General features: G+C 37.3%; 18 protein-coding genes. 9 read left to right on the top strand and 9 right to left on the bottom strand.

The features are described 5' to 3' along the window. Positions 1-322 precede the first annotated feature (322 nt). The 3 genes from HNP38_RS04915 (at position 323) to HNP38_RS04905 (ending at position 3,559) form a co-directional block, all read left to right on the top strand. Entirely contained in the window at positions 323-688 is a 366-nt protein-coding gene (locus HNP38_RS04915) for a BlaI/MecI/CopY family transcriptional regulator (protein ID WP_184185329.1), read from the top strand. A 2-nt stretch (positions 689-690) separates the two neighbouring features. Continuing rightward, on the top strand, positions 691-2,589 hold the full coding sequence (locus HNP38_RS04910; protein WP_184185326.1) for a M56 family metallopeptidase: 1,899 nt from the start codon (positions 691-693) through the stop codon (positions 2,587-2,589). Between the two features lie 61 nt (positions 2,590-2,650). Beyond that, entirely contained in the window at positions 2,651-3,559 is a 909-nt protein-coding gene (locus tag HNP38_RS04905) for a GLPGLI family protein (protein ID WP_184185323.1), read from the top strand. Between the two features lie 131 nt (positions 3,560-3,690). Here HNP38_RS04905 and fsa read toward each other — a convergent pair whose 3' ends face one another. Next, on the bottom strand, positions 3,691-4,344 hold the full coding sequence (fsa, locus tag HNP38_RS04900; RefSeq protein WP_184185320.1) for a fructose-6-phosphate aldolase: 654 nt from the start codon (positions 4,342-4,344) through the stop codon (positions 3,691-3,693). Positions 4,345-4,736: 392 nt separating this feature from the next. Between fsa and HNP38_RS04895 the strand changes: the two genes are divergently transcribed. From HNP38_RS04895 to HNP38_RS04875, 5 genes are all read left to right on the top strand, one after another. Beyond that, on the top strand, positions 4,737-5,225 hold the full coding sequence (locus tag HNP38_RS04895; RefSeq protein ID WP_184185317.1) for a YdeI/OmpD-associated family protein: 489 nt from the start codon (positions 4,737-4,739) through the stop codon (positions 5,223-5,225). Positions 5,226-5,429: 204 nt separating this feature from the next. After that, positions 5,430-6,122, top strand: a complete 693-nt coding sequence (gene pepE / locus HNP38_RS04890) for a dipeptidase PepE (RefSeq protein WP_184185314.1) — start codon at positions 5,430-5,432, stop codon at positions 6,120-6,122. A gap of 50 nt (positions 6,123-6,172) precedes the next feature. Beyond that, positions 6,173-7,546, top strand: a complete 1,374-nt coding sequence (dacB, locus tag HNP38_RS04885) for a D-alanyl-D-alanine carboxypeptidase/D-alanyl-D-alanine-endopeptidase (protein WP_184185311.1) — start codon at positions 6,173-6,175, stop codon at positions 7,544-7,546. 6 nt (positions 7,547-7,552) lie between these two features. After that, complete coding sequence (locus tag HNP38_RS04880) at positions 7,553-8,704, top strand: sensor histidine kinase (protein WP_228460937.1); 1,152 nt, start codon at positions 7,553-7,555, stop codon at positions 8,702-8,704. A gap of 43 nt (positions 8,705-8,747) precedes the next feature. Then, positions 8,748-9,635 (top strand): hypothetical protein, encoded by an 888-nt coding sequence (locus HNP38_RS04875; RefSeq protein ID WP_228460935.1) that lies wholly within the window; start codon positions 8,748-8,750, stop codon positions 9,633-9,635. Between the two features lie 33 nt (positions 9,636-9,668). Here the strand turns inward: HNP38_RS04875 and HNP38_RS04870 are convergent, their stop codons facing one another. The 8 genes from HNP38_RS04870 to HNP38_RS04835 all read right to left on the bottom strand — a co-directional run bounded on the left by HNP38_RS04870 (position 9,669) and on the right by HNP38_RS04835 (position 18,404). Continuing rightward, complete coding sequence (locus HNP38_RS04870) at positions 9,669-11,525, bottom strand: peptidase M61 (RefSeq protein ID WP_184185305.1); 1,857 nt, start codon at positions 11,523-11,525, stop codon at positions 9,669-9,671. Between the two features lie 413 nt (positions 11,526-11,938). Further along, positions 11,939-13,567, bottom strand: a complete 1,629-nt coding sequence (locus tag HNP38_RS04865) for a M1 family metallopeptidase (protein ID WP_184185302.1) — start codon at positions 13,565-13,567, stop codon at positions 11,939-11,941. 378 nt (positions 13,568-13,945) lie between these two features. After that, complete coding sequence (locus HNP38_RS04860) at positions 13,946-14,341, bottom strand: hypothetical protein (protein WP_184185299.1); 396 nt, start codon at positions 14,339-14,341, stop codon at positions 13,946-13,948. 11 nt (positions 14,342-14,352) lie between these two features. Then, the gene (locus HNP38_RS04855) at positions 14,353-15,105 is read right to left on the bottom strand and encodes a class I SAM-dependent methyltransferase (RefSeq protein WP_184185296.1); all 753 of its coding nucleotides are present in this window, start codon (positions 15,103-15,105) and stop codon (positions 14,353-14,355) included. Then, positions 15,096-15,833, bottom strand: a complete 738-nt coding sequence (locus tag HNP38_RS04850) for a DUF2071 domain-containing protein (RefSeq protein ID WP_184185293.1) — start codon at positions 15,831-15,833, stop codon at positions 15,096-15,098. Before HNP38_RS04850 ends, HNP38_RS04855 begins: the two co-directional genes overlap by 10 nt. Further along, positions 15,826-16,212, bottom strand: coding sequence for a DoxX-like family protein (locus tag HNP38_RS04845; protein ID WP_184185290.1), 387 nt, complete (start codon positions 16,210-16,212; stop codon positions 15,826-15,828). The genes HNP38_RS04850 and HNP38_RS04845 overlap by 8 nt, the downstream gene beginning before the upstream one ends. A gap of 241 nt (positions 16,213-16,453) precedes the next feature. Beyond that, a complete protein-coding gene (gene tatC, locus HNP38_RS04840) occupies positions 16,454-17,278 on the bottom strand; it encodes a twin-arginine translocase subunit TatC (RefSeq protein ID WP_184185287.1) in 825 nt (274 codons plus the stop codon). A 166-nt stretch (positions 17,279-17,444) separates the two neighbouring features. Further along, positions 17,445-18,404, bottom strand: coding sequence for an SIS domain-containing protein (locus HNP38_RS04835; RefSeq protein WP_184185284.1), 960 nt, complete (start codon positions 18,402-18,404; stop codon positions 17,445-17,447). A 157-nt stretch (positions 18,405-18,561) separates the two neighbouring features. Here HNP38_RS04835 and recQ point away from each other — a divergent pair, with 157 nt between their 5' ends. Beyond that, a complete protein-coding gene (gene recQ / locus HNP38_RS04830; protein WP_184185281.1) occupies positions 18,562-20,766 on the top strand; it encodes a DNA helicase RecQ in 2,205 nt (734 codons plus the stop codon). The last annotated feature ends 53 nt before the right edge of the window (positions 20,767-20,819 follow it).

Here is a 20,819-nt window from a genome sequence, read left to right as displayed (position 1 = left end):
AGCACTAAAATAAATATATTTTCTCACTTTAGACAAATACATTTTAATTTTATTTAATAAAAATTAACAAGTTTTAAGAATTTATGCTTTAATCCGGGTTTTCCATGCAGATAAATAAGATGATAATCGGACTCTCTTAAAAATTTAACATATTTTAATAAAAAATATTGTTCTGATTTTCAGATAGTTACATTAATTGTTGATTTATCACTAAATAATTAGTTGTTTGGTTCGGATTTATTTCTACATTTGTATAACTAATTTCTTAGTGATATGAAATTATATATGATTTTATATCCGATAGTGATAAATGAAACAGGACATGAAAATTCAGACTTTAACAAAAGCGGAAGAACAGGTGATGCAGTATCTTTGGAAAATAGAAAAAGGATTCCTTAAAGATGTCCTTGATCTCTTTCCCGAACCGAAGCCGCATACCAATACCGTTTCTACTATTTTAAAAGTATTGAAAGACAAAGAATTCGTAGACTATCATGTATATGGAAGACAGCATGAGTATTTCCCGCTGATTTCGAAAGAGCAGTACTCCGGGAAAACCATGAAAAGCCTTGTGAAAAACTATTTTAAAGGTTCTTATAAAAGTGCCGTTTCTTTCCTTGTAGAAAAGAATGAAATGACCGTAGAAGATCTTGAAATGCTATTAGACGAACTCAAAAAGAAAAACTAGCCATGGAAGCCGTATTTTTGTACTTTGGAAAAGTAATTATATGTTCCGGTGTAATGTTTCTGTATTACCGGTTGTCTTTAAAAGACAAGACGTTTCATCATTATAACAGATTTTATTTGTTGTCTGCCATATTGATATCGTTGCTGCTGCCGCTGATAAAAGTAGATGACTTTACCATTGAGGTAAACAGCAATTTATATGAAGTGATAGACAGATTTCAGAATTTTAACACAACTAAAAACATAAGCAATGACCACATTTATCTTGGAATTATTTATTCAGCTTTGGGATTGGTTTCTCTCTGTTTTTTAGGGAAATTTATCTACGGGATCTTTAAGATCCAGCAGCTTAAAAGCCAATTTCGAAAAGAAAGTTTTGATGGCATCAATTTTTACCATACAGACCTGACCGATGCTCCTTTCTCTTACTTTAAAAACCTGTTCTGGAAGAATACCATTGTATTGAACTCCGATCTCGGAAAACAGATTTTGAAGCATGAAATGGTGCATATTGAACAGAAACATACCTTCGATAAGATCTTTATTGAGATTATTACCTCTGTTTTCTGGTTCAATCCGTTCTTTCATATCATTAAAAGAGAACTTAACTTAATCCATGAATACCTGGCTGATAAAAAAGCCGTAAAACAATCGGACACCAAAGCATTTGCGCAGATGCTTTTAGCAAGCCACTTTTCCGGAACACAGTTGCCTGCGACCAGTCCGTTCCTCAGTTCAAACCTTAAAAAAAGACTAAAAATGTTACAGAAACCCAAAACCAAATTCGGATATGCGCGAAGGATTTTTGCATTGCCGGTTTTATTTTCAGTGGCTTTTGCCTATATGGTAGATGCCAGGAATAAAGAAATTAAAGAAACCAATATAGCGATCCAAGAGGCGGTTGCCCAAATAAAGAAAGATACGACTAAGCCTGGGAAATTAGATGTAGAGCCTGTTGAGCTAAGGCTTTTCAGAAAATCCGAAAGTCAGAAAAAAATAGCAGACCTGGGTAAGAGAATTGAAGAAAAAAGCAAAGCATTAAAATCCTTAAAACCCGAAAGTGAAGAATTTAAGAAAAGCATTGATGAGATAGGCTCACTTTCAGAAGAAATAGGAAAAATAACCAATTCAGAAGATTTTAAAAAATCTGTTCGCGGTTTTGTAGTCCCTTTTGGTGGAGAAGCGATGGCATTCAATCTTGATGGAGCCGATATGAAAAAAATGAATGAGTTTTTCAATTCGGATGAATGGAAGGATAATGTAAAGGAACTTAAAAAAATGAGAGTGGAAATCCCGGATATGGATTTTGATTTCCCGGAAGAACCGCCATTCCCGCCTGATGCACCAGACGGACCGCCATCGCCGCCATCACCACCCAATGCCCCAAGAGTAAAAGTTTACAAATTCAAGGACATGAAAGACATGAAGTGGAGCCCGGAATCTGAAGTGATTGTACGAGCTAAAGCAGAAAGAGCAAAAGAATCTGCAGGCACGGCTAAAAAAAGAGCTGAGCTTGACAGAAAAAGAGCTAAACTTAATGAAAAACGAGCCAAACTTGAAGGGGAAAGAGCAAAATTGGAAGCAGAAAGAAGAGCTCTGGAAGGAAATGACAGAAGAATGTTTTTCTTTAATAATGATGTAAGCTATAATACGTCACCCGGCAAAGTCATGAAGATTGATACCGATTATATTAAAGTAGGAGATAAGAAGAATAAGATCATTGTTTCCGGGCTAAAAAATGCTGAAGGTACAGGAGATATGAAAATCTACGTTAACGGTAAGGAAGTTACTAAACAGGAAATGAATGCTTTGAACCCTAATGATATCAAAAATATAAGTATTAATAAGAATACGAATAACGGCAGATCCTCGGGAGAAGTAAGGATCGAGACCAAGAAATAAAGTTCCAACATGCTTTGTCAATATAGCAAATATTATATTGACAAAGCTTTATTAAATGCATATGAAAAATAATTTTTTACTCTTTTTGCTTTTAAGCGTTCTGGCTAATGCTCAGGTCAACAGATTCTTTTATGAATACAAATACATCCCGGATTCTAATGATAAAGCGGATGTGAAGAAAGAAATGATGCTTCTGGATATTGATAAGAATGGCTCCAACTATTACAGCCATGATAAATATGTCGCAGACTCAACATCCAAAGCAGATCTGGAAAAGCAGTTGAAAGGAGGCATGGCTGGAAATATCAGCATTAACCGGAGAGAAAGACCGGGGCAGGTTGCCTTCAAAGTTACCAAGCAATATCCGGATTTTAAAACCTATCTTTTCAGAAGTGTTTCTACAGACCAGTATAAAATTCAGGAAGACAAAAAACCGGAATGGAAGATCCTCCCCGAAAAAGAAAAAATAGGAGAGTATAATGCTCAGAAAGCTACCACAACCTTTGGGGGAAGGGAATGGACGGCATGGTTCAGTACAGACCTTCCTTTTCAGGACGGACCGTATAAATTCTATGGACTGCCGGGACTGATCGTAAAGATCGAAGACTCTACCGGGTCACACATCATGACAATGATAGGAAATAAAACCGTTCAGGCCCCCGCTGCCGAAACAGAAGCCGAGCTGCCTAATAATGTAAGGATCATAGGAATGGGAGGAAAAGAAATTGAAGTGACCAAAGACCAGTTCCGGAAAGTATGGAAAGCCTATGTGAATGATCCCACTAAAAACATGAGGGAAATGATGATGAGAAACGGCGGAAGTGATAATACAAGAGTGGCATTCAAAGTAAAGACCTCTGACGGGAAAGAAATTTCAGATCCTAATCAGGTCTTCAAGCAAATAGAAAAAAGTACCAGAGAAACTTTAAAGAAGAACAACAATCCGATAGAGCCGGATCTGGTCAACTGATAAACATAATTTTTCTAATACAGAGGCAGGGGGGTACAAGCTGGCCACCCTGCTTTTTTATGACCTGTTGAAATAAACATAAAAATCCCGAAACTCAGTTTCGGGATTTTTTTAGTATCGTAATTCAGCAATTAAGCTAATTTTTTAGAATCTGCAATAAACTGTGCCAGGCCGTTATCCGTTAAAGGATGCTTTAATAGGCTCAGGATCGGAGGAAGCGGAGAAGTAATAACATCAGCCCCGATCTTCGCACAATCGATAATATGCATGGAATGACGGATGGAAGCTGCCAGAATTTCAGTTTCATACATATAGTTATCAAAGATCAGACGAATCTCCTGGATAAGATTTAATCCGTCAGTGGAAATATCATCCAGTCTTCCCAGGAAGGGGGAAACATAAGTAGCACCTGCTTTTGCAGCCAAAAGAGCCTGGCCTGCAGAGAAGATCAGTGTACAGTTGGTTTTGATCCCTTTATCGGAAAAATACTTTAATGCTTTTATACCGTCTTTGATCATCGGGATCTTTACCACAATATTAGGATGGATGGCAGCCAGCTCTTCACCCTCTTTGATCATTTCTTCATATGTAGTGGAAAGTACTTCCGCAGAAATATCTCCGTCTACGATCTCGCAGATCGTTTTGTAATGGTTTTTGATCGCTTCAGCTCCCTGAATTCCTTCTTTGGCCATTAATGACGGGTTGGTCGTTACCCCATCAAGGATCCCAAGGTCTTTCGCTTCTTTAATCTGATCAAGATTAGCAGTGTCAATAAAAAATTTCATTTTGTTAAATAGATTTATTGGCAAAGATAACGATTACTTTGTGAGTGGAAAATTTTAATAGAGTTAAAAGTTATGAGTTATAAGTCATGAATTATGAGTTGGGTTTTTCGTTTATTACAAATCTGTTTAAACTTATTAGGAGAACTAGATCTCAAATGCTTTTTGAACACTTAAGCTAATTTTACAAGTCTATTTATAAAGTTAAAAAGGAACGCTCATGCTTTTTTGGAAAAATACTTTTGAGCTCAATCGGAAGAGGTACCTTATATGGACTTTAATACGCACAATTATTTTAACTTGAATAACTAAAGTGTTTATAATCTTTTGTGACTTTTGTGGTGAGAAATAAAAGCTTAGACAAACTCTACATAAAAAATGTAAATTTGTTAACTATGAAAGGTGACCATTTTATAGCAAAGCTTGAAATTATCGGGATCAATCCCTTTGTTTTTGTTCCTGAAGAAATACTGGATACCATCTTCAGTGCTTCCGGGAAAAATAAAAGTCCGATCCCGGTGAGAGGAACCGTAAACGGGAAGGAATTCAGACAAAACCTGATGAAATACCTGGGGGAATGGAGGCTTTATATTAATCTAACGATGCTGAAGGATTCACCGAAAAGGATAGGGGAAACGATAGAAGTTTCAGTAGAATATGATGATACAGACCGGAGCATTCCCATACATCCAAAACTGGAACAGGCGATCAGGGAAAGCCCGGTTGCACAGAAGAACTTTGAAAATCTGATCCCGTCAAGAAGACATGAACTGATCCGTTATATCAATCACCTTAAAACAGAAGAAAGTATTCAGAGAAACGTAGATAAGATTCTCAGGTACCTGAATGGTGAAACAGATTTCTTTGGAAAGACCATAAAATAAAAACCTAATTTAAACCGTTACCAGGATGCTTCGTGAACTACATTCGTAAACTTTCATATGACAAAGGAAAATTATGAATTTTAATTTTATATGAGAAATGATCTATCATTCATCAATTATCATTTATTCCTTTGGGCATCTCCAAATAAAATATCAACCATTCATAACTCATAACTTATAATTCATAACTTATAACTAAAAATAATGAACATCATACTGGCATCCACATCCACACTTTTCGGAGGAGAATATCTGGAATATTTAAGAGAGGAATTAGTAAAACTATATGAAGGAATAGATGAAATTATTTTCATTCCGTTCGCAAGACCGGGAGGAATTTCCCATGATGATTATACTCAAAAAGCACGCTCTTTTTTCGAAACTCTCAATGTCAGGGTGAAAGGATTGCACGAATTTGAAAATAAGGCCGAAGCGTTGAATAATGCCAAAGGGTATTTTACAGGCGGAGGAAACACTTTTTTATTGGTAAAAACCCTTCATGAGGAAGGGTTGATGTCTGTTTTAAAGCGAAATGCTGAGGGCGGAAAACCCTATCTCGGATGCAGTGCCGGAAGTAATATCGGGGGACAGAATATGAGAACCACGAATGATATGCCTATTGTGTATCCGCCAAGTTTTGACTGTATGGGACTGGTTCCTTTTAATATTAATCCGCACTATTTAGATCCCAATCCGGATCTGAAGCACAACGGAGAAACCCGTGAGACCCGGATCAGGGAATTCCTGACCCAAAATGACCTTAAAGTAGTGGGATTACGGGAAGGAAACTGGATCAGAAAGATAGGAGATACGATCACTGTAGAAGGAAGCGAACTGACAAGAATTTTTGAAAAAGGAAAAGAACCGTACGAGGTAGAAGCCGGAAGTAAGCTGTAACTGAGCATCAGCATCTCTTATTTTACTATATTTGAATAAACAACAGGATAATGAAAAAAGCATTTGCTGTTCTGGCTTTATCGACGCAGGCTGTTTTTGCTCAAAATATAACCCAAAAACTGGACAAGGCTGCCAAAGATCTGATGGATTCTTCCGGGGCTATTGCTTCCAGCTTATCATTATATGTAGCAGATGATAACGGAAATTTTATCTATGAATATCAGGGAAATAAAGGGCTTTCTACGGCTTCTACACAGAAAATATTCACGGCTGCCGCTGCTTTGGAGACCCTAGGGAAAAATTATACCTATAAAACAACATCAGCCTATTCTGGGAATATCTCGGGTGGTGTTCTGAACGGAAATCTTTTCATCAGCTCAAACGGAGACCCTACTTTAGGAAGCTGGCGTTATGAGGCATATAAACCGGAAAGCTTTAAGCAAAAGCTAATGGATGCTGTAAAAAAATCCGGAATTACAAAAATATCAGGAGATCTGGTGATCGATGATTCCTATTTTGACCATCAGACGATTCCGGGAGGCTGGCCGTGGGATGATTTGGGTAATTACTATGGAGCAGGAGTTTGGGGCGTGAACTGGAGAGAAAATCAGTTTGACATTAATATTAACGGAACAGATTTCAAAAGCTTTTCTTATCCTCTGGAAGGAATAAAATGGCTGAACGACCTTAAGGCAGGCGGAAGTTCGGATCAAAGCCTGATCTTTACGGCACCCCATTCGGAGGTAGCTTTGATCAACGGAACTCTGCCGGCAGGAAAAACGGTGACAGTTTCAGGATCTACTCCTAATCCTCCTTTGCAATTGGGAGCTGAGGTTAAGCAATGGCTGAAAGAATCCGGAATTGAGCTTTCAGGAAAAATTATTACAAATTCACAGCTTGAAATAGAGGGAAAACAACCTTTGGAAACTCCGAAAAATAATATTATTCTGACCTATCAGTCCCCGACACTGGATAAGATCATCTACTGGTTTTTGAGGAAAAGTGTAAACCTGTACGGGGAAACCCTGATCAAAACACTGGGAAAGGAGAAAAAAGGAAATTCGAGCTTTAAAAGCGGTGTTGCCTACCTTAAAGAATTCTGGAAGTCAAAAGGCATTAATGCAAATATGATCAACTTTGCAGACGGCAGCGGGCTTTCCCCTCAAAATTATGCTTCGGCAAGGGCAGAGGTGCAGGCATTGGCATATGCTAAAAAACAGCCTTGGTTTGAGTCTTATTACGATGGCTTTCCCATTCAGGATAACGGCATGAAAATGAAAAGCGGGACCATGCGGGATACCAAGTCCTACGCGGGCTATCATACTTCCAAAGACGGTAAAAAATATATATTTTCCGTTATCATTAATAATTATCAGGGAAGCGGAAGTGCGGAGCTGCAGAAGATCCTGAATGTTTTAAAATAAGTTGCTTTGAGAAAATCCATACTTGCAAGATTCAATAACTGGTTTATTTTTGTATTAATGACCCTTGTCGTGGCAGTTATTGTGGTTGCTTCTACCTTATTTATTAATTATCTTAAAAAAGAAGAAATAAAAAGGGTTGATATTTTGGTCAGCGCACTGAAATTTCAGCAGGAAGTTACTCCCAGCTTAGAGGTACAGGAGCTGATTCTTAAAATCTATAGTTCTAATACTACAATTCCTATGATCGTACTGGATAAACAGGACAGGCCAATGGTTCACAGGAATATCTCTAAAGAAATTGAAAATGATACCGCTAAAATAACTGCTTTAGCTAAAAAAATGGCTAAAAGCTATCCTCCTATCGAGATTAAAGTTCCTGATGGCAACAATCAGTTTGTGTACTATGACAATTCAAAATTGCTTAATACTTTACAGTATTATCCCTATTTTCTGGGATTATTTATACTTTCCTATTTATTATTTACATTCTGGTTTTTAAAGACCGTAAAGAAAACGGACGAAGGGTATCTCTGGGCAGGTTTGGCCAAGGAAACAGCCCACCAAATAGGAACTCCTTTGTCTTCCATGATCGGATGGATGGAGATTATGAAGCTGGAAAATCCGGAATCAGAAGGAGTGAGTGAAATTGAAAAGGATATTGAAAGACTGAAAACCATTTCTGAAAGATTTTCAAAAATAGGTTCCGTACCTGAGCTGAACGACCTTAACTTCAATGAAACGATACGGGAAAATTATGATTACTTAAAATCCAGGATCTCAAAGAAGATCAACTTTACTTTACATCTTCCAACTTATAATATACTGGTTCCGCATAACAGGATCCTGATGAGTTGGGTTATTGAAAATTTAGTAAAAAATGCCGTGGATGCAATGAAAGGGGAGGGATCAATACTGATGTCTGTTTTTGAAAGAAACAAAAATATCCTGATCGAGGTAAAAGATACCGGAGGCGGGATGACGAAACGGCAGGCTGTCAATGCCTTTAAACCGGGGTATTCTACGAAAAAAAGAGGCTGGGGACTGGGATTGTCTCTGGCAAAAAGAGTAGTACAGGAATACCATAACGGTGATATCAGGATCTCCCAGACCGAACCAGGAAAAGGGACTACTTTCAGGATCATGATCAAGAAAATGTAAATTATACTTATTCAACACTATAAAACTAAAGATGGTGAGATCTTTGAATGTATTCATAACTTTTTCTCTACTTCCTATGGCTTTCCTTAAAGGCCAGCAACCTGATAAATATTTAGAAAAAGAAGTCGATTACCTTCCGTATTATCAGGAAATGTACAAAGCGGACAGCCTCAAGATGATTGGTAAAGAGAAAGAGTCCTTTGATAAGTTAGATGACCTGTTCAAAATATATAAACCCAGAAATACAATGTTCTACTATGAAATGAAAACTTACATTGTGTTGGGTGAAAAACTGGGTGTGAAACGGGACTACAGGCCTTATTTGAACGATCTGATCATGCTTTGGGGGTATAATTCCTCAACCATTGGTACAGATGATATCCTTAAAAAAGTTTATGCTGAAAATGGTTTTAATGATCAGAAAATTAAAGAGACAGAACAGTTCCATAAAAATAATTTAAAGCAGGAATATATAGATGGGATCAATAAAATAAGGAGCTTAGACCAAAGCCCGAAAAGAATGGAAGCCGAAAAAGAGGTTAATGCAGAAAATTTTGAAATTTATGCAAAATACGGATATCCTACCGTTCAGAACATTCATATGGGATCAAAAGTGTTTCTTATCCCGCTTTTTATTCATTTCAATAAAAATGAGCAGCAGTATGAAATCATTTATAAAATATTGTATGAAAATGTAAAAAAGGGTGCTGCGGAACCCATAGAAATGAAGAATTTTCTCGCTCTTAAAAATATTGAAAATACCAGGAGCTATTATTTTGGAGACGATGGGACCTCTTTATATGTAGATAAACTTCAGGACGATGTTCCCTATGATACCGTAAAGAAAAGAAGGAAAATGTATGGATTGCCTTCCCTTGAACTTGAAAAGTGGAAAAGTAAAATAGAATCTGAAAATTCAGAGATTGAATAAAAAAGCAGGGAAATTTTCCCTGCTTTTTATTGTTTATTTTTTACCGGTCAGCCACTGATCCTGCAGTTTTTGTTCTGCCGGAGTCGGGTTGGCCTTGAACTGAAGTGTTTCTATAGATATTTTATCTAAGATAGCTTTTCCTTTAAGGTCTATTTTCTCGGTTTTGTCTCCATTTTTTCTTAAAACGGTAACCGTAACATTTTGCCCTTCTTTAATGCTTTGTGCGTAGCCCACAAACTCCTGGGCGTTTTGAATGTTAATGGTTTTTCCGTCCAATGCAAAAACCTGATCTGTGATTTTGAATCCTATGCTTTTTGAAAAAGGAGATAAAGCAGAGCTCTCATCGAAGGCGAAAGCATTGTTTTTATCATCATATCCTGTCTGGTTCGGGTCTTTGATGAACCAGAAAATAGGAGATGATTCTTTTTTATTTATTTCTACACCTACCATATTTAAATACTCTGTGTAAGGAGTTGGCTGATCTCCGGCGATGTATTTTTTGTAAAAATCTTTTACCTGCGGATACCCGGTAACAGTTACCAGCTCATCAATTAATTTGTCATCTTTAAAAGGCTTGTTCTCTCCGAATCTCTGAGACAGTTTTCTGATCATATCACGGTAACCCATTTCACCATTTGATAACTTTCTTAATTCAATATCCAGACACATGGCCAGAAGAGCACCTTTTTCGTAAACATTCCTGTATTGATCCTTATATTGATCCAGAAGTACATTTTTACTCATTACCGTAAACGGCATCGTATCATTGTAATTTTTAGAATTGGCAATTTTTTCACTGATTCTTTGCAGGAATTCATTTTTATTGATCAGTCCTTCCTGGATCTGGAACAGATTGGCAAAATATTCGGTTCCGCCCTCATACATCCAAAGATGCTGAGACATTTTAGGATCTGCATAATCAAAATAATGGATCTCTTCAGAATGCGTTTTCAAAGGATTCACCGTATGGAAAAACTCATGAGAAACCACATCGGTAATCGTTTGATCAATAGCTTCTTTCGGCATCATTTCCGGTAAAACCACACTGGTGGATTCATGATGTTCCAAAGCCCCGAAACCTTTGATCTGAGGTTCTCCCGTCCCGGAAAGATAAAGCATGATTGCATACTTCTTATTCGTATTCATATCACCCAGGAATTTTTTCTGAGCAATAACCATCTTTTCCAGGTTATCTTTGAAATCCGAAGCCTTATACTTTCCTGTCGGAGAATAAACTCCCAGAACAAGATCCATACCTCCCGCATTGAAGGTGATATAATCAGGCTTCGTATACATCAGAGGAGAATCCGTTAATTTGGCATAATTAGCCAATGTATAAGTATCTGTAGCGTCTGATTTATCCTGGTCTACCAGAGCTGTTGTACCATAAAAATCGGAAGGTTTCTGAACAACCAGCTGATAAGGCACATCCTGCATATTATCTATATATCCGATGAAACCGTGAGTGTTGATCAGATATACTTTTCCCTGCTCGATATCCGTTCCCGAAGGAGAAAATACTGCCTTATGCTTTGAAGCATCCATTTCCTCATCAAAGCTGTCATTCACAAGGTAAGAAATCTTGCTCAGATTCTGTGCATTTTTAAGAGCATACGTATTATCATTCACCTTTGTATAGGTCAGTTCTTTTCCTTTATTATCAAAAAATTTAATGCCTTCCACAAATCTTCCGTAATCGTCTACAGAATAAGTTCCGGGAACCGTTTTAGGAAAATGGAACTTCACATCACCGGACTTCATTTTCGGGAATTCCATGGTTACGGCTACCTTATCATCTTTTACATTCACAAGGTCTATAGTGGTTTTAATGGACTGCGCATTCACCAGAACGGCAGCTAAAACTCCTAAAGTAAGTGCTATTTTTTTCATTGAGTTTAATTTATAGATAAATAGTAGTCGGAAAACTGATTTTGTTACGGATAGGGATGATAAACTTTTCTTAAAAAATGAAAAAGCAAAATGGGAAGTAGTAAAAAGGCAAAATCGCGAAATTGTAAAATTGCTTATAGAGTACTTATTTAAACTTCTCAAAAAAATAAACCACCAAAGCCGCAACAGCTATTAAACAATTAAGTTTAAAGAAAAACGCCCTACGAAGGATATTGAAGAGTACATAAGGTTTTGAAAATCTTTGATTTTCTTCTTTGATGAGCTTTTTAAGGCCTTATTTTTCAGATTCATCTGAAACTTTTGCTTCTTTTGTGGATAAAAATAAAAGTCTAAACAAGTTCAAGAATAAAAAATAAAAGGCAAAACAGCTATTTTGCCCTTTCACCTTTTTATTACACTTTCTTATAATAAATATAATAGTTCTTATTAAAATCTACCGGAGTACTCTTTTTAAGTTTTACGGTCTGCCATTCTTCTGTCGGGCTTATCGTCTGCTCTCCATCAATACGGATCGGAAGTTTTAAATTTTTTACAACATCTGTATACCTGAATTTCAGCTCACTGCCATTTTGGGAATACTCAAGGGTAGGGATTTTTACTGTTCTCAGGTATTGGTCAAATACGCTGGAAAAATCGACCCCTGAATGAGACGAAATATAATTTTCGATCTGCTGTGTCGTTACCGTCTGATGATAAAAATCTTTATTCATGCCTCTTAAGATCTGCCTGAACTTATCATCGTCATTCATAACCTGCCTGATGGTATGCAGCATACTTGCCCCTTTCGTATACATATCTCCGCTTCCTTCATTTCTTACTCCGTATTTACCAATGATAGGAGCATCATTGCTGATGCTTTTCCGGATTCCCTGGGCATACATATCCGCAGACTTTTTATCCATATACTTTTCAGTGAAAAGAACCTCGGAATACATGGTAAAGCCTTCATGCACCCACATATCCGCCTGATCCTTTGCCGTAATGTTATTGGCATACCACTCATGGCCGCTTTCGTGGATAATGATATAATCCCAGTTTAATCCTACGCCGGTCCCCGAAAGGTCATTGCCAAGGTATCCGTTCATATAGCGATTTCCATAGGCCACATTGCTTTGGTGCTCCATTCCCAGATAGGGAGAATCTACAAGCTTATAAGAATCCTCGTAGAAAGGATACGGGCCAAACCAGTATTCAAAAGCAGAAAGCATAGGTTTTACCTGCTGGAACTGCTTCTTTGCCTTTTCCAGGTTATAATCCAAAACCCAGTAATCCAGATCAAGGGTTCCTTTCTCTCCTTTATAGGTATCTTTAAAATTCACATATTTACCGATATTCGGAATGATAGAATAAGCATTGATGGAATTTTTAACTTCCCATGTGAAAATGTTTTTATCCTTATCTGTTTTCTTATCGATCAGCCTTCCGTTTCCTACTCCTACCAGATCTTTTGGCGTAATAATCTTCATAATAACGCCATTCTCCGGCTCATCGCTCCAGATATCTTTGGTCGGCAGCCACACAGAAGCCCCTATTCCCTCATCGGCTACACTCATCCAGGGGTTTCCGTTCTCATCCTTTTCGAAAACCCATCCTCCGTCCCACGGTGGCATTTTTGCAATCGTAGGTTTCCCGGAATATAGGATGTCAATAGTATATTTTTCTCCTTTTTTAAAGTTCTTTTTAGTGTTGATGAAAATAAAATCACCATCCTGCTTATAATCAGCTATAGGGAAGTTTGAAGCTATTTTATCAGCTTTCATAGGCTGCTGCAGGTCTATCTGGAAAACAGGATTGGAGATATCCTTTATGATCTCAAAGCTGATCTTATTACTTCCTTTGATGCTTTTCTGTTCAAAATCAGGCTCTACGGAAAGCTCATATTTTTTGACATCCCAGAAGTTACGGAATTTTGTATTAGAGCCTTTTAAAGTGTCTTGTTTTGTAAAGGACTCAGGCTTCTCAAAGAATTGTCCGAAAACAAGCCCTGATGCAAACAAAAGTGTATAAGTCAACTTTTTCATTTGAAATCAAATTATTAATCTACCAAAAATAGAAAATTTAATACCAATATTTTATTTTCAATATAAGTTTGTTTAAACTTTTATTTTTAACCATAAAAGTTTCTTATTTAGATACACTTCAGGGCACTTCAGCTTAGAAATTTTCTTATAAATAAAACTTATTGGATTTTTATTTTTAACCACAAAAGAAGCAAAAGTTTTTAGATGAATCTGTAAAATAAGGCCTTAAAAGGCCCATTAAAGAGAAAAATCAAAGATTTTCAAAAAACTTATGTGCTCTTTAATATACTTCGTAATGAGCTTTTCATTAAACTTAAGTGTTTACAATAGCTTTTGTGGTTAAAAATAAAAGTTTAAGCAAGCTTATAATATAAATGATCAGCTAAAATATATGATCCAGAACAAAGAGCTGATATATATCCAGAGTAAAGAAAAAATTATATGGATAATGGTTTCAAACGTTTTTCCTTTCCATAATTCTGATGAATACCCGAAAAACTGGATGATCAGCCGGGTAGTCCAGAATACTCCCAACCCTAAGATGATTTTTTTGCCAAGGCCGGGTTCAGTCAATTCATTGAAAGAAGTAAGACAAAGCAGGCCCATAAGAAAAATAATTAATGCAATGAAAATAGTATGAACCCTCATCATCTGCCGGTTCATAAGGCTCAAAGGTCGGAACTCCTTTTCCCAGTTAAAATATTTAGGGAAAGCAATATGGATCAATGCTAAGATAATAAGGAGTATACCGGTTATTTTTAAATGAAGTTCCATTTTAGTGATCATTAAGGAGTACAAATGAAGATAGACATAAAAGGCGTAAACTTTACTTCCTGACATGATGCAAATCCGGAGTCTTTAAAGGCATTTTTCCATACTTTTTTTGAAAAAAAATGAGTAAACCCTACCGAAAAGGCTAAGAAATTAGGAAAATCCCGTAAATGTTCTACCATAATTACCTTTCCGCCGGTTTTGCATACCCGGTGGCACTCCTTTAAGAACTGCACTTTTTCTTCATTTTTCCTTATTTCATGCACCGCCGAAAGCAGGAAAATAACGTCAGTAGACTGATCAGGTAAGGGGATTGAACCTGATGTCATTTGCTTCGTATCAGGATAAACGAGGCTCACTTTACGGGCCCGTATGATGGCCGGTTCGGTATGCCGTTCCGCGTCATAAAAATCAAATACTTTTAAATCAGCTTGCGGAAAATTATTTTTAATGATAAAGCTTGTTTCATCAAAGCCCGCGTTAATGTTTAAAATTTGCTTTACTTGGTTTGGGTCGATCGAGCAGTCTTTCAGCCATCGAAAATGGTAATACCCCGAAAAGTCGTAGACATAAGCAGAAACTAATAGCGGCATGATAAGCCCATAAAGAAATGCTGCAATAATTATCCAATATAAAGTCCCCGGCCACTCAATAAGTTGACGGCTGAATATAATTAAAGCAAGAATCCCTATTCCTATAATATAGAAATGCCGGTTAAAGCTTAAAATATTTAAAACACCCTGAAATGGCCTTCTTTTTATTTCCATGACTCAATTTTTCCTTTTTTCCAATAATATGGAATATTTTTAATAACAAAAGCATTCGCTAAAACGGGATTTTTCAGCTTCAATACATCTAAAAAATCAAAATGATAATCAATAACTTTTACCGGTTGGGGGGTCCAGTTCTGCCTTACTCCTTCAATGATAAGAACTTCTCTTGTTTCCTTATTGTAGGTGAAAGTAAAGGGAAGCGGGCCTGCAAATCTTCTTGCCTCTTTCCAGTCTGCAAAAGGGGAATTTTGAGGAAGAGAAATATTTTCTTCGTTTTTGTCTATAATAACTTTAAATTTTGATTTAACGGATTGTATTTCTTTTGTACTCTCTTCTTCCGTCTGCTTTATATCTGTTGTAGAATAATTATAATGGGTAAACAGATTGCCCCGGAATTCCATTTTCTTTTTATCCGTTTCAGATTTAAGGATGTACAGGCCGCGAAGCCTTTTTCCTGCTTGGGTAGTGTACCGCACAAAGACACGGTAACCGATCAGGAAAAAATCATTTCCCATAAACTTCGGAAACCCTTTCGGGCGCAGATCTTTGGTCTGTACCATTGCTACTGCCACAAAGGCCCATTTATCCTGGAAAGTATCCAGTTCCAGGCACTCCGGGATGAGATCCTGCAGTTGTTCCTTAGGAACTGTGAATGTCAAAACTAATGAACTCTCAAAAAAAGCTTCAACGGCAAACGGATGATTTTTTAAAAAGTCAAGCATGGTGATTCTGAGGTTTTGGGTTTACATAAAACTCGTTAAAATAAATAAATAGGACAAATAGAAAAGCAAATACTGAATTAAAATGGCCCCATAACAACAGATCGGGCACTAAAATGAATTCAAGGATATTCATTGCTGTAATGACTGTGATTTGTATGATTGCATTCAGTCCGGATTTGAACCCTGTTAAGATCCATAATGCCATAACAATTTCTGAAAGCCCAATCAGAACAGTTAATATTCCTGAATAATTATTTCCTAAAATTCTAGCAACGATCTCCTCGTGGCGCGGAACAAGATTCAACATCTTACAAAACAGTCCGTTGATGATCCAGACGCCAGCAATGCAATAATTCAGTAGGTTGTGGATCTTTTTCATTTGAATAAATCTGCTTAATTCCATACAAAGATAAAAATATTTTTGAACTTTCAGTAATTATTGAAAATAAAATTTAAAAAATACGAGTCTTTTATAATCGATTTATTTCCATTTGAGTCCAAGTGTTTTGTCTGGCCACTCTGACATCAGGAAAAATCTCTCCTGATTATTTTAGACCTTTCACTTTGTTCAGAATGACAGTTCATACTGATTTTTCTATAGTTTAAAAGAAAGAAATGTGTTATTGAATCGCAGGAAGATTAGCCTCGCGTTTCTGTACCTTCTTATAGGTATAAGAACACATCATGATACTAAATTCATACAGAATAATGAGCGGGAAAGCAGCCATCAGCATACTTAGAACATCTGCCGGAGTAATGATCGCGGCAACTACCATAATAAGGACAATAGCATGACGACGGTATGTTTTCATGAACATCGGTGTCAGAATCCCGATATTGGTAAGGAAATAAATAAGGACCGGGAAAAGAAAAATAACACCCATTCCCAAAACCACCTGTAAGAACAGGGTAGTGTAATCACTTAAATCATAAAGCGGGACAATGATATCCGAAATCTTAAAAATTACCCCGAAGTTGACTGCAAAAGGAAGAATTAAAAAATATCCGCATAAAACTCCGCTCATGAAAAGAATCCATACAGAATTAATGATAAAAATAGAGTTTTTCTTTTCTCTCGGATGTAAAGCAGGGCTGATGAATCTCCACAATTCCCATACGATATAAGGGAATGCCAATACCATTCCTCCAAAGATAGAAACAGCCATCATAACATTGAACTGCTGGTAAAGCCTTTGTACACGAACCGGAAAATCTTTGGGAAGCTTAATGCTGTCTTCTCCCAGGATCATTCTGGAAAAGTGGTTGACGATCTTAAATGTAGGAAAATCATTTCTTGTAGGGCCAAAAAAGATATGGTCCATGATCCAGTTGATATTGAAGCCCACAATAAAGGCGGCAATCACAATAGCAATAATTGAGCGGATGAGGTGGCCTCTTAATTCTCCAATATGCCCAAGAAAGGACATTTCTTTATCATCACTCACAGAATACAATTTTAAAGCCCCAAATTTATGAAAAAAGTTTTAGTAAAGCAGGAAGATAGAAGTTTAAAGTTCAAGGTTTAAAGTTTATTCTTAAAATCAGATGCTTTACTATCTTGAAACATTATTGCATCTTCTAATTTCTGGTTACTAACTTCTGAATTACTAATCAATTGATCCCTTCATCCAAAAGCTTATGCAGATCAATGATCCCGAAATATTCCCCGTTTTCCGTAACGATAAGTTGTCCGATATTATTGTTTTTCAGTACTTTCATTGCTTCTTTTGCCAAAGCATCCTTTTCTATGGTTTTCGGGTAGGCAGACATAATATCTTTAGCCAGGATTTTAGACACATTTTCGCCTTTCATCAGCATTCTCCTTAAATCTCCGTCGGTAATTACCCCAATGATCTTATTATCATCCGTTACTACGGTAATTCCGTGGCTGGATGCACTGATGGATATGATAACATCCCTGATAGAAGCATTTTCAGTTACCTGAGGTTTCTGAGAAGAAAGGAACTGTTCCACTTTGGAAGTCAGGTTTTTCCCCAGGCTTCCGCCCGGATGGAATTTGGCAAAATCATTTTCTCTGAAATCATTCAGCTCCATTAAGGCAATGGCTAAAGCGTCTCCTAAAGCCATTTGAAGGGTAGTTGAGCTTGTGGGGGCCAGTTTGTTCGGGCAGGCTTCCATATCTACGTGGGTGTCCAAAATAACCTCGGAAAATTCCGCTAGCTTACTTTTTTTATTCCCTGTCATCCCGATCAGGGCGGAAGAATAGTCTTTCAGGTAAGGAACAAGATTTACAATTTCAGGAGAATTTCCGGAATTTGAGATACAGAGCACCACATCCTGTTTCTGGATTACGCCCAGGTCACCGTGGATGGCTTCCGAAGCATGAAGGAATTGAGAAGGGGTACCTGTAGAATTCAAAGTTGCTACGATCTTGTTTCCTACGTGGGCAGACTTTCCGATCCCCACAACGATCAGCTTTCCTTTTGCCGAATGAATGATCTCTACAGCTTTTGCAAAATCATCGTCAATTCTGTTTTTTAACTTTTCGAGTTCTGAAATTTCGATCTCCAGCGTACTTTTTGCTATTGAAATAATATTAAGCCTTTCCATTTTACTTTTTGGGGTATACAAAAAATCTCTTAAAAACTGTTATACTTTAAAAAGAATATTTAATATAAATTTTATTTTTTATAAATTCGTTCGCTTTTATTTTAAGCAAAAATTTTATAACTTTGAGTTGGATGCAAATTTAGCAATACAAAATTAGATGAGCGCAAAAAAAGCCAATTTATCAGGCGAGTTGAGAAAATATTTTGGGTTTTCTACATTCAAAGGCCAGCAGGAGCAGATCATAGAAAACCTGTTAGATGGGAAAGATATATTCGTTTTGATGCCGACAGGAGGGGGTAAATCTTTATGCTACCAACTTCCGGCTCTCATTTCCGAAGGAACGGCAATAGTAGTTTCGCCCTTAATAGCTTTAATGAAGAATCAGGTAGATGCGGTAAACGGCCTTTCATCTGATGACGGAGTTGCCCATGTTTTAAATTCATCATTAAATAAAACACAGACAAAACAGGTTTTTGACGACATTAAAAGCGGTAAGACAAAACTGTTGTATGTGGCTCCCGAATCACTGATCAAGGAAGATTACCTTGATTTTCTGAAAGAAGTGAAAATTTCTTTCTTTGCTATTGACGAGGCTCACTGTATCTCAGAGTGGGGACATGATTTCAGGCCTGAATACAGAAACCTGAAACTTATTATTGATAAAATAGCGGATGTCCCTGTCATTGCATTAACGGCTACCGCAACTCCTAAGGTACAGGATGATATCCAGAAAACTTTGGGTATGACGGGTGCTTTGGTATTTAAGGAAAGCTTTAACCGTCCGAATTTATACTACGAAGTACGTCCGAAGATCAATGTAGATAAAGAGATTGTTAAATTTATCAATCAGCATAAAGGAAAATCCGGAATTGTCTATTGCCTGAGCCGTAGAAAAGTAGAGGAATTTGCCCAGCTTTTACAGGTGAACGGGATCAATGCACTTCCTTATCATGCCGGACTGGACCAGAAAGTGAGAGTAGCCAATCAGGATAAATTCCTGATGGAGGAGGTAGATGTGATCGTGGCTACCATTGCATTTGGAATGGGGATCGATAAGCCGGATGTACGCTTTGTGATCCATTATGATTTTCCCAAATCCCTGGAAAGCTATTATCAGGAAACCGGGCGTGCAGGCCGTGATGGAGGTGAAGGCCACTGCCTGGCTTTTTATGATCCGAAGGATATTGAAAAACTGGAAAAATTCCTTGCTCAGAAGCCCGTTTCCGAAAGAGAGATCGGCTTACAGCTTTTAAATGAAGTAGTAGGCTATGCCGAAACATCAATGAGCAGGAGACAGTATATCCTGTACTATTTCGGAGAGTGTTTTGACCCGGTGAATGGGGATGGAGCAAGGATGTGTGATAATGCATCTGATCCTCCGAAACTAAAGGATACGACCACTGATCTGAAGAAAGCCCTTGAACTGATCAAAGATACCGGAGAAAAATTTAAAGCTAAAGATCTTATTTCTGTGATCACCGGCAAAGAAACGGCAGTTACCAAATCCTATAAACTGGAACAAAGTTCCTTTTTCGGTTTTGGAAAAGAAGAAAAAGACAATTACTGGAAAACTATCTTGAGACAGGCTACTGTCCAGAATTTTCTTCAGAAAGATATAGAAACCTATGGAGTCCTTAAAATTGCTGAAAACGGCAGACTTCTTTTAAACGGTAAATTCAAAGGAGCCTTTCTGATTGCAGAAGACAGGGAGTTTGATCTTACCCAGGCTAAGGCAGAGAGCGACCAGATCCAAATGCAGTCCGGAGGAGGGCTGGATCAAAATCTGTTCGGTCAGCTAAAGGAATTAAGAAAAAAAGTTGCTAAAAAACATGGAATTCCTCCTTATACCGTATTCATGGACCCTAGCCTCGAAGATATGACGGTTCAGTACCCGATCACGGTAGAGGAGATAACCAAAATTTACGGCGTTGGTGAAGGAAAAGCGAAGAAATATGGAAAAGAATTCGCCGATTTTATCAAAACATACGTTGAAGATAACAATATAGAACGCACTCAGGATATGGTACTGAAGCAGGTGGCGAATAAGTCCAGCCATAAAGTTTTCATTATTCAGAGTACAGATAAAAAAATTGACCTTGAAGATATAGCCAGAGCCAAAAACCTGAGCATGAACGAGCTGCTGAAAGAGATGGAAAGTATAGTGTATCAGGGAACAAAACTTAATATAGACTATTATATTGAAGATAATTTTGATGAAGATATCGTAGATGGCTTCATGGAATTCATGAACGAATCTGAAAGTGACAGCATGAAAGTGTTGCTGGATGAATTCGGGGATGAGCTTTCTGATGAGGAAGTGAGAATGCTGAGGATAAAATTTATTAGTGACGTAGCTAATTAAAATATGAAGACGTATTTAAATTATACTTTTAACCTTTTATTATTTGTTACTTA

The organism is Chryseobacterium defluvii, assembly GCF_014204415.1.
GTDB lineage: Bacteria > Bacteroidota > Bacteroidia > Flavobacteriales > Weeksellaceae > Chryseobacterium > Chryseobacterium defluvii_A.
The sequence above is the reverse complement of the archived record's forward strand: the minus strand, read 5'-3'. Positions and strand labels throughout refer to the sequence as shown.